General features: G+C 41.8%; 17 protein-coding genes and 1 tRNA gene. 15 read left to right on the top strand and 3 right to left on the bottom strand.

Annotated features, from left to right (window positions below; translation table 11 throughout):
- The first annotated feature begins 69 nt into the window (after window positions 1-69).
- Window positions 70-891, top strand: a complete 822-nt coding sequence (locus AAU57_RS06765) for a helix-turn-helix domain-containing protein (RefSeq protein ID WP_197275396.1) — start codon at window positions 70-72, stop codon at window positions 889-891.
- Here AAU57_RS06765 and AAU57_RS06760 read toward each other — a convergent pair.
- A complete protein-coding gene (locus tag AAU57_RS06760; RefSeq protein ID WP_055412189.1) occupies window positions 888-1,856 on the bottom strand; it encodes an NAD(P)H-dependent flavin oxidoreductase in 969 nt (322 codons plus the stop codon). The genes AAU57_RS06765 and AAU57_RS06760 overlap by 4 nt on opposite strands.
- Window positions 1,857-2,029: 173 nt before the next feature.
- Here AAU57_RS06760 and AAU57_RS06755 point away from each other — a divergent pair, with 173 nt between their 5' ends.
- Window positions 2,030-4,453, top strand: a complete 2,424-nt coding sequence (locus AAU57_RS06755) for a TonB-dependent receptor (RefSeq protein WP_082438565.1) — start codon at window positions 2,030-2,032, stop codon at window positions 4,451-4,453.
- Window positions 4,454-4,455: 2 nt separating this feature from the next.
- Entirely contained in the window at window positions 4,456-5,259 is an 804-nt protein-coding gene (locus tag AAU57_RS06750; protein ID WP_055412188.1) for a DUF4249 domain-containing protein, read from the top strand.
- 5 nt (window positions 5,260-5,264) lie between these two features.
- On the opposite strand, the gene AAU57_RS06745 is transcribed toward AAU57_RS06750, so the two are convergent.
- On the bottom strand, window positions 5,265-5,897 hold the full coding sequence (locus AAU57_RS06745) for an NAD(P)H-dependent oxidoreductase (RefSeq protein ID WP_055412187.1): 633 nt from the start codon (window positions 5,895-5,897) through the stop codon (window positions 5,265-5,267).
- A 149-nt stretch (window positions 5,898-6,046) separates the two neighbouring features.
- Between AAU57_RS06745 and AAU57_RS06740 the strand changes: the two genes are divergently transcribed.
- The 6 genes from AAU57_RS06740 to AAU57_RS06725 all read left to right on the top strand — a co-directional run bounded on the left by AAU57_RS06740 (window position 6,047) and on the right by AAU57_RS06725 (window position 9,246).
- On the top strand, window positions 6,047-6,703 hold the full coding sequence (locus tag AAU57_RS06740; RefSeq protein WP_055412186.1) for a vancomycin high temperature exclusion protein: 657 nt from the start codon (window positions 6,047-6,049) through the stop codon (window positions 6,701-6,703).
- A 98-nt stretch (window positions 6,704-6,801) separates the two neighbouring features.
- Window positions 6,802-6,951, top strand: a complete 150-nt coding sequence (locus tag AAU57_RS15195; RefSeq protein WP_197275395.1) for a hypothetical protein — start codon at window positions 6,802-6,804, stop codon at window positions 6,949-6,951.
- A 120-nt stretch (window positions 6,952-7,071) separates the two neighbouring features.
- Window positions 7,072-7,156, top strand: a tRNA-Ser gene (locus tag AAU57_RS06735).
- 378 nt (window positions 7,157-7,534) lie between these two features.
- Window positions 7,535-7,675 (top strand): hypothetical protein, encoded by a 141-nt coding sequence (locus AAU57_RS15000; protein WP_156340028.1) that lies wholly within the window; start codon window positions 7,535-7,537, stop codon window positions 7,673-7,675.
- 393 nt (window positions 7,676-8,068) lie between these two features.
- Window positions 8,069-8,953, top strand: a complete 885-nt coding sequence (locus AAU57_RS06730; protein WP_055412185.1) for a DnaJ C-terminal domain-containing protein — start codon at window positions 8,069-8,071, stop codon at window positions 8,951-8,953.
- 2 nt (window positions 8,954-8,955) lie between these two features.
- Window positions 8,956-9,246: a chaperone modulator CbpM gene (locus tag AAU57_RS06725; RefSeq protein WP_055412184.1), complete on the top strand. Its 291-nt coding sequence runs from the start codon at window positions 8,956-8,958 to the stop codon at window positions 9,244-9,246.
- 47 nt (window positions 9,247-9,293) lie between these two features.
- On the opposite strand, the gene AAU57_RS06720 is transcribed toward AAU57_RS06725, so the two are convergent.
- Window positions 9,294-9,782 carry a nucleoside deaminase gene (locus AAU57_RS06720; RefSeq protein ID WP_055412183.1) on the bottom strand — a complete coding sequence of 163 codons (489 nt, stop codon included), beginning with the start codon at window positions 9,780-9,782 and terminating at the stop codon, window positions 9,294-9,296.
- Window positions 9,783-10,161: 379 nt separating this feature from the next.
- Between AAU57_RS06720 and AAU57_RS06715 the strand changes: the two genes are divergently transcribed.
- The 6 genes from AAU57_RS06715 to AAU57_RS06695 all read left to right on the top strand — a co-directional run bounded on the left by AAU57_RS06715 (window position 10,162) and on the right by AAU57_RS06695 (window position 15,501).
- Entirely contained in the window at window positions 10,162-11,250 is a 1,089-nt protein-coding gene (locus tag AAU57_RS06715; RefSeq protein WP_055412182.1) for a PAS domain-containing sensor histidine kinase, read from the top strand.
- A 443-nt stretch (window positions 11,251-11,693) separates the two neighbouring features.
- Complete coding sequence (locus AAU57_RS06710) at window positions 11,694-12,302, top strand: hypothetical protein (RefSeq protein ID WP_055412181.1); 609 nt, start codon at window positions 11,694-11,696, stop codon at window positions 12,300-12,302.
- A 10-nt stretch (window positions 12,303-12,312) separates the two neighbouring features.
- A complete protein-coding gene (locus tag AAU57_RS06705; RefSeq protein ID WP_055412180.1) occupies window positions 12,313-12,933 on the top strand; it encodes a hypothetical protein in 621 nt (206 codons plus the stop codon).
- A gap of 2 nt (window positions 12,934-12,935) precedes the next feature.
- Window positions 12,936-13,559 carry a hypothetical protein gene (locus AAU57_RS06700; protein WP_055412179.1) on the top strand — a complete coding sequence of 208 codons (624 nt, stop codon included), beginning with the start codon at window positions 12,936-12,938 and terminating at the stop codon, window positions 13,557-13,559.
- 43 nt (window positions 13,560-13,602) lie between these two features.
- Window positions 13,603-13,794: a hypothetical protein gene (locus AAU57_RS14995; RefSeq protein WP_156340026.1), complete on the top strand. Its 192-nt coding sequence runs from the start codon at window positions 13,603-13,605 to the stop codon at window positions 13,792-13,794.
- Window positions 13,795-13,869: 75 nt separating this feature from the next.
- A complete protein-coding gene (locus AAU57_RS06695; RefSeq protein WP_055412178.1) occupies window positions 13,870-15,501 on the top strand; it encodes an ABC-F family ATP-binding cassette domain-containing protein in 1,632 nt (543 codons plus the stop codon).
- Window positions 15,502-15,569: the final 68 nt, after the last annotated feature.

Here is a 15,569-nt window from a genome sequence, read left to right as displayed (position 1 = left end):
AATACCTTCAAAAGTTTCCTTCAACCTTTGTTTCATCCCTAACATTGTTCCAACCAAATGAAAGAAATCATGAAACAACCACAACTAGGCGATTATATCGCTAATCTGCGAAAAGAACAAGGACTGACTCAAGAAGAGCTTGTCGAGTTATGCAACATCAATGTGAGAACTATACAACGCATTGAAGCTGGTGAAGTCACACCTCGCAATTATACGATCAAGAATATCCTTCAAGCTTTGGGAAGTTCTTATGCGGAAATTACTCAAGAGCTTCAAGAGAAACCTAAAACTGAACAAGCTCCAGAAAACTTGTTGAAGAACCCTAAAAATGGATTGTGGATCGCGATCGTTGGAATGGCTTACGTCCTTACCTCGCTTCCATTAACGATGATCGATTTGTCACTCAACTTTTTTGACCATGCCATGGTCACTTCAGACATTCGGTTCTTAATAGCAATACTGTATAGCGTTCTAGCGACCGTATTCTATTTAGGATTCTCCTTCAACTTGAAGTTCAAGTCACCACTTGTAAAAATTTCCGCTATTGTATATCTAATTGCACTACTCTTTGCAGAGATTTTATTCATGGACATGTACAATTCTAGTGTGAATGCTTCTTTTGACGCCCTAAACATAGGAATGAGCATTGTGTTATCTATTGTATTTGCTATTGCCATTGCTTTATTAAGCATACCATTTTTTCAAAATCGAGGTCGCTTCTCAGGCCCTTATAAATATTTAGGATATCTATTGATTGTTGCAGCAGCGTTCAACCTAACCGTGTTATTATTTCCAATAGGAAGTTTGCTGGTGACCCTATTTGAGATCATGATGGTGATTTATTTTATTCAGAACCACCAAGCTTTTGCAAAAGCAAAGAATAAAGACTAGCTGAATCTTTTCAAATTCTCCACCTGCTTTTCAATCGCGGTTTTGAATTCGCTTTTTAATCTGTCGATAAGTTCATCTGCTGGAACGCTATCTTTAATGGTAGCTACACCTTGACCGGCGCTCCAGATGGTTTTCCAGGCTTTAGCCTCAGTATCCATTTCTTTACCAAAATCAATTTTGCCAGTCGCTTGTAATTGCTCTTCAGTAATTCCGGCGGCTTTCAAACTTGCAGCAAGGAAATTAGCCGACACTCCAGAAATAGCTGCCGTATACACCACGTCAGATGATCCTGCGTCGATGATCATCTTGCGGTATTCATCGGTTGCTTTTGACTCGTTCGTATTGATAAATCGGGTTCCCATGTAAGCCAAGTCTGCTCCCATTTGCAAGGCACTGGCCACATCTTGACCAGAACTCATGGCACCAGAAAGCAGGATCACACCATCATAAAACGAACGCACCTCAAGTATAAATGGCATAGGATTTAATGTACCCGCATGACCGCCAGCGCCAGCACAGACCAAAATCAAGCCATCGACTCCAGCTTCTTGGGCTTTTTCGGCATGGCGTTTTTTGATCACATCGTGAAATACCAAACCACCGTAACTGTGCACCGCATTGACCACATCTTTAACAGCACCTAGTGAGGTAATGATGAGCGGCACTTTATGTTTCATACACACTTTTAAATCGGCTTCCAGTCGCGGATTACTGCCATGTACGATCAAATTGACGCCGTATGGCGCGGCCTTCTTGCCAGTTTCTTCTTCCCATTTTTTGAGCTCGGTCTCGATTTGTATTAGCCATTCTTCAAAACCTTCTGTAGATCGCTGGTTAAGAGCCGGAAAAGTTCCAACAATTCCGTTTTTACAACATTCAATGACCAGGTCTGGTCCAGAAATTAGGAACATGGGCGCTGCCACAACGGGCAATGAAAGGTGATCTATAAGAGAGCTTGCAGTCATGAAAATGGTTTTGGATAAAGTTACGAGTAAATGAATAAATGAATACCGATTGGAGATTTTTGATTTTAGGCCTTTCTTCCATCTAAACAGCCGTTCAGGCTTCCATCAAATTAATTCCTACAACAATTTGTTAATGAGCTATTGGGCAAACCTCGTTACCCTATTTTTGAGCCATGCAAAGAATAAAGTGGCTTGTTTTACTGTTAGTGTTTCTCGCTAACGTACCGTGTCAAGCACGGCATAAACTTTCTGTTCCTTCCGCTTTCGCGAAAGCGAACCAAAAACCGAACTCCCAAAAGTTTACCCTATCAGGAACCATTACAGATCAAGCCAATGGCGAGACTTTGCTCAATGTCAATATCTTGATCCCAGAACTGGGCACGGGAACCATCTCCAACGAGTACGGCTTCTACTCCATCACGCTGGATGCGGGCACCTATGAGGTGATCTACAGCAGCATAGGTTTTCAAAGCGTCACCAAAACTGTGGTGCTGGACCAAAACCGAAAACTTTCCATCCAACTGCAGGAACAAGGCGAGCAACTCGATGCCATTGTGATCGAGAGCGATATTGAACAATTAAGCACACGGTCACCGCAAATGAGTGTGAACGCGCTATCCATCGAGTCCATTAAAAAAATACCGGTAGTATTGGGAGAAGTAGATTTGATCAAATCCCTTTCACTATTGCCTGGAGTAACGACTGCCGGTGAAGGCGCCAGCGGATTTAACGTACGTGGTGGCGCGGCAGATCAAAATCTGGTGCTGCTAGATGAAGCTACGCTGTATGGTAGCGATCACCTTTTTGGGTTCTTTTCTGTTTTTAATCCAGATGCCATCAAGGATTTGAAATTGTATAAAGGTGGTATTCCTGCGCGCTATGGCGGTAGGGTTTCCAGTGTACTGGATATTTACCAGCGCGATGGAAATAAAACGAAATTGAGCGGTACTGGTGGTATAGGAATCGTAGCTAGCAGATTGTTGCTGGAAGGTCCTATCCAAAAGGATAAATCCTCATTCCTAGTAGGTGGACGCAGCAGCTATGCGCATTTATTTTTCCCTCTTTTTGGGTTGGAAAACCAAGCATACTTCTATGATTTGAACGCTAAGGTATCCTTCAATCTGGATGACAGGAATCGACTGTACGGTTCGGCATATTTTGGACGTGATGTATTTGAAATAAACGAACTTTTTGGCAACACCTTTGGGAATTCTTTTGTTAACCTGCGCTGGAATCATATTTTCAATGAAAAATGGTTCAGTAATGCATCGGCTATATTTTCAGATTATAATTATGCATTGGAACTTGAGTTTGTGGAGTTTGAATTCTTTAGCGGGATTACCAACCTCAACCTCAAATACGACCTGACCCATTTTGCCAGTGACAAAGCAAAACTGCGCTATGGGATCAACTCCATTTATTATGAATTTGATCCTGGTAGAATTGTTCCCACAACTCCTACAAGCCCCATCAATGAGAGCCAGCTGACTAAAAAATATGCTTGGGAAAATGCCGCTTACGTTGATGGCGATTTTAAAATCACAGATGATCTCAATATCAATGCGGGATTGCGCTTGACCACCTTCAGCCGATTGGGCCAAGATTTGATCAATGTTTATGAAAACAATCAGCCATTGTTGTTCAATCAAGAGCAAGGTGTTTATGTGAGCGCCATGCCTATTGACAGAATAGCCAGCAGCCGCAGTGACATCTTAAAAACCTTTGTAAATCTCGAGCCGCGATTCTCAGCCTCCTATAGTCTGGATGACGATACCAGTATCAAAGCGAGCTACCAGCGTATCAATCAATACATTCATTTGATTTCAAATACTACAGCACCTACTCCATTTGATCTTTATGCGCCTAGCGGTGACTTTATCAAGCCTCAAAAAGGCGATCAAGTCGCAGTCGGTTTCTTTAAAAACGTTGGAGATTATTCCGTTGAATTGGAGTCCTTCTATAAAACCGTAGACAATAGGCTGGATTATATTGATGGTGCAGATCTTATCGCCCAGGAAGCCGTGGAATCCATTTTGCTCGCTGGTGAAGCCAGAGCCTATGGCATTGAATTATTACTAAGGAAAAACGAAGGTCGCCTGCAAGGCTGGATTGCTTACACTTTATCCAAAAGTGAGCAAAGAACACCTGGAAGAAATGCATCGGAACCTGGCATCAACAACAGCGACTGGTACAATGCGCCATGGGATAAAACGCACGACTTGACCGTTACCGCAAATTATGAATGGAATGAGAAGTGGAGCTTTGGTTCCAATTTCACGTTGCAAACCGGCCAACCCGTAACTTTCCCTGATGGTCAATACGAATTCAACGGATTGTTTGTACCAACGTTTGAGTCTCGCAATGCCAGTAGATTGCCCATCATTCACCGTCTCGACCTATCGGCTACCTACGTTCCAAAACCTGAAAAGACCCAAGGCTGGCAAGGCAGTTGGGTATTTAGCCTCTACAATGCGTATAATAGAAGAAATGCGGCAAGCATCAGCTTTGGTGAGAATGATGACACCGCACGCAACGAGGCTACCAGACTTGCCATATTTGGAATCGTTCCTGCAGTTACTTATAATTTCAAATTTTGATCATGAAAAAGTGGTTCTACATTATACTACTAGCGGTGAGCTTCATTCAATGTGAAGATGTGATCGATGTGGATTTGAATACCGCAGCATCACGATTAGTCATTGACGGTCGCTTGGAACTTTTGAGCGACGGCAGCAGCCGCAATACCATCAGATTAACCAGATCATCTGGTTTCTTTGAAGAAGTCAATCCTGTGGTAAGCGACGCCAGTGTTCAAGTGGTTGTGAATAACGGTATTTCATTTCCGTTTAGATTTGACGAAACACGCAACCTTTACGTCAACAATAATCTAAGGTTAGAGGAAGGTTCTACCTATACTTTAGAAATTGTGGATGGTAACAACTTTTATAGAGCAAATCAGCAATTGATTAGTACCGTACCACTGGGAAACATTGAACAAACCGAAGTAAGCGGCTTTGGCGATTTTACACAGATTACGGCTTTCTTTCAGGATCCAGAGGCGCTGGGTGATTACTACCTGTTCACCTATGAAGATCCAGATAACTTCCAGCTGGACGTATCTGATGATGAGTTTATCAATGGCAACCTATCACCTACCAGCTTTTTTGTCGAAGATTTAGAGCCTGGCACCAACATCCAACTAAGCATCACCGGTATCGACGCACAGGCATTTCAGTTTTTTGAGACCTTGATCCAGCAAACGGATGATAGTGGCGGAGGCCCATTTGATACCCAACCTGCTGTCGTAAAAGGAAATGTTTTTAATGAGCGTAATCCAGATCGTTTTCCGTTTGGTTATTTTAGGGTAGCGCAGGTGTACGAATTGAATTATGTGAGTGAATAAAGCGTTTAGTGAATAAACTCAACGCTTTTTTCAATGGGTAAACGTACCTTTTTCATGTCGGCAAAAGGGTCTTCTGCACTGCGATAACCTACCGGTAGCATCAATACAGATTTCAAACCTTTAGCCTTAAGGCCTAACAGACCGTCAATTTTATCGGGTATAAAACCTTCCATGGGACAACTATCGATCTGTTCCTGTGCACAAATATTCATGAGTGTTCCCAGCGTGATATATGCCTGATTTCTGGCCCATTGCTCCACTTCTTCCACCGCCATTGCATCAAATTTAGTCGTGAGCTGGTCCACAAACGGTTGTAGCACCTCATCACTGGTGTCTCGAATGTCCTTGACTCTCTTAAAATATCGGCGTACATAATCTGCATCTACCGCTGTCGTGCAAATAACAAGAACGGCTGCAGCGTCGACTACTTGACGTTGGCCAAAAGCCATCGGCACCATTTGATGTTGCAAATCTGTATTTTGAACCACGATCAAACGACACGGTTGCAATCCATAAGAAGTAGCGGTAAGATTAAAGGCTGCAGCCAGCATTTCCAACTGTTGCGGCTCTAGGTTTTTATTGGGATCAAAATTCTTGGTAGCGTATCTCCATTTAAGGTTTTCAATACTTTTCGTCATCGCTTATCGTTATATTTGTGGCTTAAGGTTGATGGTGGGTTCGCTTTCGCGAAAGCGAAAAAATCACGTCCATTGTTACAACAGCCCACAAAGGTAATCCCTAGAACATTGATGCACGTACAGATCGCGAAAACAGCCACCGCCGATTTATGAAAAGACTTCTCAATATCATTGTGTTCTTAGTGGTTGGTGGTCTTCTTGCCGTGGTTTTCCTGCAGGTATATGTGAACCAGACAGCGGCACCACACATGAAGTATAATCTTGAGGAAATCGAACCGGCTTATACCGGCATTGTGCTGGGTGCGAGCGTACGGCCCGACAAGAGCCTGTCGCCTATCCTGAAAGATCGGGTCGATGCGGCCTACCTGGCGTATCAGGAAGGTAAGATCAAAAAGTTTTTGTTGAGTGGCGACCATGGCCAGACAGATTATGATGAAGTGAACGCCATGAAAACGTATCTAAATAACAAAGGCGTTCCCGACAGTGATATCTTTCTGGATCATGCTGGTTTTGATACCTATGATAGTATGATACGGGCACGGTCGATTTTTAAGGTGGAGAAGGCGATTGTATTTACCCAAAAATTCCATCTGCCCAGAGCAGTTTATCTAGGTCGCAATCTGGACCTGGACCTGGAAGGTTTTGCCGTGGATCCTAAAAGCTATGAGCCTTCGGCATACCTCAAACGCCGTGAATGGCTTGCTAATGTAAAAGCATGGACAGAGATTTACATAGAAAAGCGACCGACTTTTGAAGGAATCTCAATTCCCATAACGGGCGACAGCAGTCCTACTCACGATCAATAATTCGTATTCCCTTAACAGTATCAAGTTAACAGGTGTTAATTGCACGTCTTTACCGCATTGATCAGGTTATCTTTAGAAGGAACTAAAGAAATAAAATTATGAGCGACGAGACCCCAAACCCAGAGCAAACCAGTAAAAGAGAACAGGCAATCAATCTTGAGGAAACTCACGGTAAAAAGATCAACCACCAAGTACAGGATAAAAGAGAACATCACCAGCCTAGAGATAGTACACAAAATCAATCCTAAAGGATGATGACCACACCAAACTGCTTCTTTTGAGGCAGTTTTTTTTGCGATAAAACGGCCTAATTAAATAAATCTAGTATATTTGCACCCGCAAAATTAGGTAACTGTTTTGCATTTTAAGGAGAAGTGGCAGAGTGGTCGAATGCACTGGTCTTGAAAACCAGCGAGGGTCACACCTCCAGGGGTTCGAATCCCTTCTTCTCCGCTTAGAGCAAAGCTCGATTTTCAATAGAAAATCGGGCTTTTGTGTTTTAGACACATGAAGAACCATTAGTTCTCGAGTGTGGATAAAATGCAAAAGCCCAGAGACTGCGATAGCAGGATCGAGCTTTATTGTCAGATGTGGAATTCAAGGGATCATAAAATAATCCCTTCTTCTCCGCAAAAGAAACCCGCAACTATCGTTGCGGTTTTTTTTGTTTTAGGTGATTTTGATAACCAAGCTCAGCAGACTAATTTCGCAATCATTGATCCATCATGACATTGATCTCATCACCAGTCATAGAGGTTTATTTGTGTGATCTTATATATAAACTTCATCTATTTGTAAGAATCTCAAGGTAATTTAGACCAAAAGAGTGTTATGAGTAAAGAGAAACAACCCGGAATTATCAATCGTTCACCAGCGGATATGCACGATGATGGAGTGCATTTTAACTCTAAAAAATTAGCGGTAAAAAAGGACAAAAGAACTGAACTTCCTGAAAAAGAAGACGAATCCTAGAAATATCGCTTTTCGCTGAATTCTAATTAAGAATTAGCTAAGATCCTAAAAGGTCTTCAGCAGGATTTCGTGTGTAAATCCTTTTGGTTTCGTTCTTGTCAAAGTCACTACACATTTAAGACTTGAATGGCTCAGCACAAGAATGCAGTATTTTCTCATTCTCGCACCTATTCTATCCTTGATTACCTAATTAGGAGGCTTCATAATTAATCACCTGACTTTTTTATCATCTTTCATTTCTAATGCATAGATCGTTCTACAATGGCTTATTAGCTTCATGAACGTTTGGAATAGAGCCTTTCGAGAAATAATATGTATTTCTATAATTCTTAAATCGATTACAATTTTGCAGTGAAACTTTGAATTGAAAATCAATATTCACGAAATTAGAGCATGCAATTCATCGACTACTATCAAACCCTAGGCGTGCCTAAAACAGCTACCGCGGCAGAAATCAAAAAGGCCTACCGCAAACTTGCACGCAAATATCATCCAGATCTCAATCCTAATGATAAGGAAGCCGAGCGTAAATTCAAGGAACTCAATGAAGCCAACGAAGTGTTGAGCGATCCCGAAAACCGTAAAAAATACGATCAATACGGCGAGAATTGGAAAGATGCCGATGCCATGAACCAGTCACGAAGTCAACAGGGCAATAGGCAATCCTATCAATCCTATCAAAGTGGACCTGGTGGCAGTGATCCTGATTTTTCAGACTTCTTTGAATCTATGTTTGGAGGTCGCAGCTCCAGTCGCCAACAAACTATGTATCGCGGTCAGGACTTCAATGCACAACTCCAGCTAGATTTGATGGATGTTTATAAAAGCCATAAAAGAACGCTAACGGTAAACGGTAAAAACATCAGGATAACCATACCAGCTGGTGTACACAATGGACAAACCATAAGAATCAAAAATTATGGTGGCGAGAGTCCAACAAATGGACCTAATGGTGACCTATTGATCACTTTTGTCATAAACAACAACACAGGTTTTCATCGAGAGCAAGAAGACTTATTTATCACTCAGGAAATCCCTTTAACCACAGCAGTTTTAGGTGGTGAGATCCAAATCAAAACGCTGGACGGTCTCGTAAAACTTAAGGTCAAACCAGGAACGCAGAATAACACCAAAGTAAAATTAAAGGGTAAAGGCTTTCCAGTTTACAAGAAGGAGAATACCTACGGCGATTTAATTGTAACCTATACGGTCAAAATACCCAATTCCCTTAGCCAAGAACAGAGAGAATTGTATGAACAACTAGCAAAATTAGATTGATCATGGAAAGATACCTATTCATACCAATAGAGCAATTTTGCTCCAGTCATCAAATAGAAATCCAGTGGATCAAAAGTTTAGAGGATTATGGACTCATTACGGTGATTTATGAGAAAGAAGAGTTGTTTGTATCAGAAAAAGAACTCATCAAATTAGAGCGCATCTTGACCTTCTACCGAGACTTGGAAATTAATTTGGCGGGAATTGAAACCGTTTTTCATTTATTGGAACGCTTGGAAAATGCTCAGGAACGGGTTCGCTATTTAGAAAATAAGCTTCAAAAATTTGAATAACTTCTTCATCACCAGCCAGCGATACAAAGAACAATTTGTTCGTGGCTTTAGGAATCTTGAGATTTTTTGAAGGAAAGCCAATGCATCTCTTTGATTTCGTTAAGCATTTCTGGAGTGGAGACGGTTTTTACTTCTATATGTTTTAAAATTTCTTGTACGGGTAAGAATGCGATGGGCGCAGGCTCATGTCCCATTTCCGTATACCATTGTTGTAATTGCTTTCCAGAAGCTAGATATACTAAAGTTCCTATTCCAGACCATCCATGGGCAGCGGCACACATGGGGCAATGTTCTCCAGTAGTATACATGGTTGATTCCTCGCGCTCTTGTTGAGACAAATTTTGTAACGCCCATCTAGCCAATTCAATTTCTGGATGGAACAGCGCATCTACCTCATTGACCCTATTGCGCTCTGTAGCAATCACTTTTCCTTCGGCATTAACTAGTATGGAACCGAATGGTTCATCTCCAGCATCCAGCGATGCTCTGGCAAGTTCCAGACACTGTTTCATATATCTTTCTTCTTTAGCTGTCATGGCGGCTGATTTTATCAGGTTGAATTAGCACACGATTAGAGAAAGATAGATGATGCCTCAAACATTCTGCCTTATGGATTTACTAAAATTAAAGAGAAGTAGTAATCAGTTAAATGCAAAGCTAAAAACGAAACTGTTACATTATTTAAAGTTTCATTTTATAGCTGCTGCAATTCCATAAGTCAGTTCATTACAAAAGCCTCAAACAAACAATTTCCATTTTCTTTATAAATGTGATCATTCCACTCCTGTTAAAACCATAACTCTTGTTAAATCAACCATCAAATGTGACGTGGTCTTAGGGATAAAATGAATATCTTCGAGTATCCCAATCCCCTATTTTATCAGAGCCACCACTAGTACGTAAATAGTATTTGCCATGCAAGAAATGACAGGGATCCACCCAACCGAAGAATTATTTTCTCACTTCTTCAATTTGACACAAGACTATTTGTGTATTGCGGGCTATGATGGCTATTTCAAAAAAGTAAATCCGGCGTTTATTGATTTCATGGGCTATTCTGAAGAAGAATTAATGGCGTCGCCCATTCATTCTTTCATCTATGAAAAAGACCAGCACCGCACGGCCACAAGTAGAAAAGGTCTTACCAAAGGTTCTCCGCTTCTGCATTTTGACAATCGCTACATCACAAAGTCTGGCGAAGTCGTTTGGTTGACCTGGACCTCCATTCCTAATGCAGACAATCAATTGGTATATGCGATCGCTAGAAACGTCAACCATATTAAAAAGAAGGAAGAAGAAAGAAATGCGGCCATTGCAAACTTGACCCAACTCAATAAAGAGCTCAAGCGACTGTCCTTCACCGCGACCCACGATTTAAAATCACCCGTCAACAACTTGATCTCGCTATTTCACCTACTGGATACCAGTGAGATCAAAAATGAAGACAACCTTTTATACATCAACCTTCTTAAGGAGTCGTCAGAAAACCTTCGGGATATTCTCAATAACTATGTAGATACCATCCAGAAAAAAAACACCTCACTACACCATAAGGAACAAGTGTGTATGAAACAGGTGTTACAAGCGACCCTAGACCCTATCAAATATCTCATCAAGAATACGGGCACGACGTTTCAAATTGATTTGGATCAGGCTTCTACCATTAATTTCAACGCCTTCTGTCTGCATAGTATTTTCCTCAACTTGATTTCAAATTCCATCAAGTATGCGCGTCCTGGAGTACCGCCAGTCATTCAGATTACTTCTTCAAATAAAGAAGATTCCGTACAGGTGTCTGTAAGCGACAACGGTTCTGGTTTTGATTTGGAAAAAGCCAGTGGTAAAATATTCCACCTCAACGAGACCTTTCACGATGCGACAGATAGTAAAGGCGTTGGGCTATACTTGGTTAACGACTACATGAAATCCTTTGACGGCGAGATCCAAGTGAACAGTACCGTAAATCAAGGTACCATATTCACACTCACCTTTCCTAACCAGTAGCTTTAATTGAAGCGATAAAACGCTTTGAATATCGCTTTCGCGAAAGCGAACTACCAGAAAAACCACCTAAAACAGATACCAGATTTGAATGGATTTACACTATCTGTTTTAATCAAGGAAAAAACATATTCTTCCTAGATAATTCATTATAACATAGATTAAAAACACTTTTATCGGTTTAAATACGATTATCTAAAATTTTAACACTAGTCACAACCACTTGATATACAATATATTATTTAATTACATCTGATTTTAACACACGTAATCAATATGTTACAGAAACTTAATTGATTAGCTTTAGTTAACCAAATTAAAATAAATCTATGACACAATCACTTTTATAGCTTCTTCTATAAAACTAACTAAAGATCAACCCTTTACCCTTTCTACTCTACTCTACATCTTGCCTAATCGTTAATCCCTGTAAATGATACGGCCCTATGAAAACACTCATTTCCCTTATACTTTTTATGACATCGACGGTATTGTTTTCGCAAGGCATTGGTATCAACACTGCATTTCCTGAAGCTACACTGCACGTAAAAGGCGACTTTAAATTTGTCCCAAAAACAACTAATGCCACTAGGCTTATAGGTGTGGTTGCTAATGGTGAGGTTAAGGAAATGGATATGGGAACTACCTTTCACATCACCAACAACACACTTAATGTTTCACCATCGATTGATCCCAACGTCTATCTAGTGGGCGATGTGGACCAAAGCGCTACCGCAAACTCGATCTCTCAGTACGACAATTATGACATCGGACTCGCTGGTTCCAACAGAAATAAAACAATCATACGCTTCACAGGCGAAACCAACGGGTATAATGTCACTGGCTTTACCGATGGTTATGACGGTCGTATAATCTATTTCTACAATTCACAAAACACAAACGTAACCTTCTTTGATGTTAACAACGCTAGCGACGATGCCAATCAAATCATTACCGGTTCTGGAGCTAATGAAGGTATCAATGGTGAAGGCGTTGCAGAGTTTATCTATGACGGCGTTATTAAAAAATGGATTCTAGTCAACATTCGTTCCTAATCATATTCTTATGAAACAACTCTACTTTACAAGTATCTTTCTGGTAAGTACCCTGGTTAATGCTCAAGTGGGAATAGGTACTACAAGTCCACAAGAAACCCTTCATATTGAAGGCGATTTGATTGTTGAAGGTTATAACCAGTTCGAAAATTCGACCATGTTGGTAGGAGCAGATTCCCAAGGGAATCTAACCACACTTACCCTTAACAATGAGCTCACGCTAGAAAACAACAGAATCCAACTAGCTAACAGCATCTATTATGGTATAGGTAGGCGCGACCTTACTTTACTTGCTATAGGAAGTGCCAACAGGGTTCACAATCTAGATCTCAAACTAGGACTAGGCGAGGCAAATCACGGCAAAACGGTCATCAAGGTTTCTAATTTACCCGGTAACATCAAACTCACGGGCATCCAGGATGGTGTAGATGGTCAACATTTATTCTTTTACCATGCCGGCAAGGGCAACATCGTCTTTCTAGACGAGCAGGATAGCGCTTCTAACTTTTCTCTACCTCGCAATAGAATAAAAGTCCTCGCAGGATCTGAAACCATCTCTGGACAAGGCAGTATTGAACTATTTTATGATGGCGCGTTGCAACGATGGGTCATCCTATCTATACACGACTAACGATGAAATATCTAATCACACCCATATTTATAGGCTTCTCACTAGTGTCTTTCTCTCAAGTAGGCATAGGCACAGATAATCCTAAAGCGACGCTGGACGTTAACGGGACCGTTCGCGTTACACAGTTGCCGGTAAGCACGAGCAACCAGATATCGTTGACTGGTAGCTCTTCCAACAAATCACTGAATAGAACCAACATGGGTGCTGGATTGGTAGTCTATGACAACACGTTGGAAACAGCAACAGTTTCCAGAACCATAGGGAATCTAGACCTAGGTTCCCAACCCTTGACTGCGGGAAACGTCACGGCTCTCGATTTGCAGATCAATCCTGGATCAGTCAATTCCAATGCGACATTTATAAGATTGCATACCTATTCCACAAATGTCAATATTGCAGGAATTGCAGATGGTGTAGATGGAAGACACATTACGCTGTTCTTTTCAGAAAGTGTCAATGCCTCTATTTTGGAAAACGATCCTTCGGCATTGCCCCAAAACAGGATTCTAACGGCAGCCACTTCACAACTATCCATCGGCGGCCTTGGTTTTGTTGATTTGGTATATGACGTGACTGGTGGCGACGATAACTTGGGCCGCTGGGTCGTCATTAAATTTAGAGGTTAGCGATACCCAGAATCTTAATATCGATTGGTTTCCAAACTACATCTTGAAAACTTATGCAGTGGACGCCTTATGGTGGATCTGCCTAGATGTTTTGATGATTTCGCTTTCCTGCCTGCCGGCAGGCGTGGCGCGAAAGCGAACTGGACAGGCAAGAAAGCGAAATAAATACAACCTTGAGGCTGTGCTTCCCAGCGTACTAAGGCTACACCATCTTCCATCCTATTCACTAATATAGTCAATTGATAAATCAGCGATCCCTATACATCTGCTGGCCCATTTGTGATACTTTTGCCATCCCAAAAATTGGATTATGATTGCAGTAGATCAACTGGCGGTAGAGTTTTCTGGAACCACACTTTTTAGTGGTGTGACCTTTAATGTCAATGAAAATGACAAAATCGCGCTCATGGGCAAGAATGGTGCGGGAAAATCCACCTTGATGAAGATCATCGCCGGCGTTTCAAAGCCTACTCGTGGCCACGTACGTGCGCCTAAAGATGCCGTGATCGCCTACCTACCGCAACACTTGTTGACTAATGATGACTGCACGGTGATGGAAGAGGCTTCTAAAGCCTTCAGCACCCTTTTAGACATGAAAAACAAGCTGGACCAGCTCAATAAGGAACTGGAAACCCGTACCGATTATGAGAGTGACGCCTATATGAATATTATCAATGAGGTATCAGATCTGGGAATGAAATACTATGCCATTGACGAGGTCAACATCGAGGCCGAAGTGGAAAAGGCACTCAAGGGATTGGGCTTCACCGCTGCAGACTTTGATCGTCCCACCAGCGAGTTTAGCGGTGGCTGGCGCATGCGCATTGAACTGGCAAAAATCCTGTTGCAAAAACCTGACCTCATCCTACTCGATGAACCTACCAACCACGTCGATATTGAATCGGTACTATGGTTGGAAGATTTTCTTATTAATAAAGCCAAAGCCGTGATCGTGATCTCTCACGATCGTGCTTTTATCGATGCGATTACCAACCGTACCATAGAGGTAACCATGGGCCGCATCTATGATTATAAGGCCAATTACAGCCATTATTTGCAACTGCGGGAAGATCGCCGCGCCCACCAGATCAAGGCTTATGAGGAACAGCAAAAAATGATTGCAGACAACCGCCAGTTCATTGAGCGTTTTAAGGGAACATACTCCAAAACCAACCAAGTGAGCTCTCGCGAGCGCATGCTGGAAAAGCTAGAGATCATTGAAATTGACGAGATCGACAACTCTTCACTGGCATTGCGATTCCCACCAGCACCACGATCTGGTGATTATCCCATTACTGTTAAAGATGTGAGCAAATCCTATGGTGACCATGTGGTCTTCAACAACGCTAGTTTTTCTATCGCTCGAGGCGAAAAAGTAGCACTTGTAGGCCGCAATGGAGAAGGAAAGTCCACGATGATCAAAGCCATTTTGGGAGAGATTGAAGTAGAAGGCACGTGCCAGTTGGGTCACAATGCACAAATCGGATATTTCGCTCAAAATCAAGCCGCACTACTCGATCCCAATCTAACGGTGTTTCAAACCGTCGACGAAGTTGCCAAAGGTGATATACGCACACAAATCAAAAATATCCTGGGACAATTCATGTTCTCTGGCGATGCCATCCAGAAGAAAGTAGGTCTGCTCTCTGGCGGTGAAAAAACGCGATTGGCTATGGTAAAACTATTGCTGGAACCTGTGAATGTCTTGATTCTGGATGAACCTACAAACCATCTGGACATCAAAAGCAAGGATGTTTTGAAGGAAGCGCTTAAGAACTTTGACGGTACACTTATCCTGGTCTCTCACGACCGTGATTTTTTACAAGGTCTGGCAAACAAGGTTTTTGAATTCAAGGAACAACGAGTTATTGAACATTTTGAGACGATTGATGCCTTCTTGGAACGCAATAAGGTAGAAACCATGCGCGAATTGGCCATGTAAGTTATCAGGTCTTTGGAAAGCTAATTACTGCCTGACAACCTTTTTTCCTTCGGTGATTGTTTCCATTT

Source organism: Nonlabens sp. YIK11, assembly GCF_001413925.1.
GTDB lineage: Bacteria > Bacteroidota > Bacteroidia > Flavobacteriales > Flavobacteriaceae > Nonlabens.
Note: the sequence above shows the minus strand (reverse complement) of the source record. Positions and strands in the feature narration are given on the sequence as shown.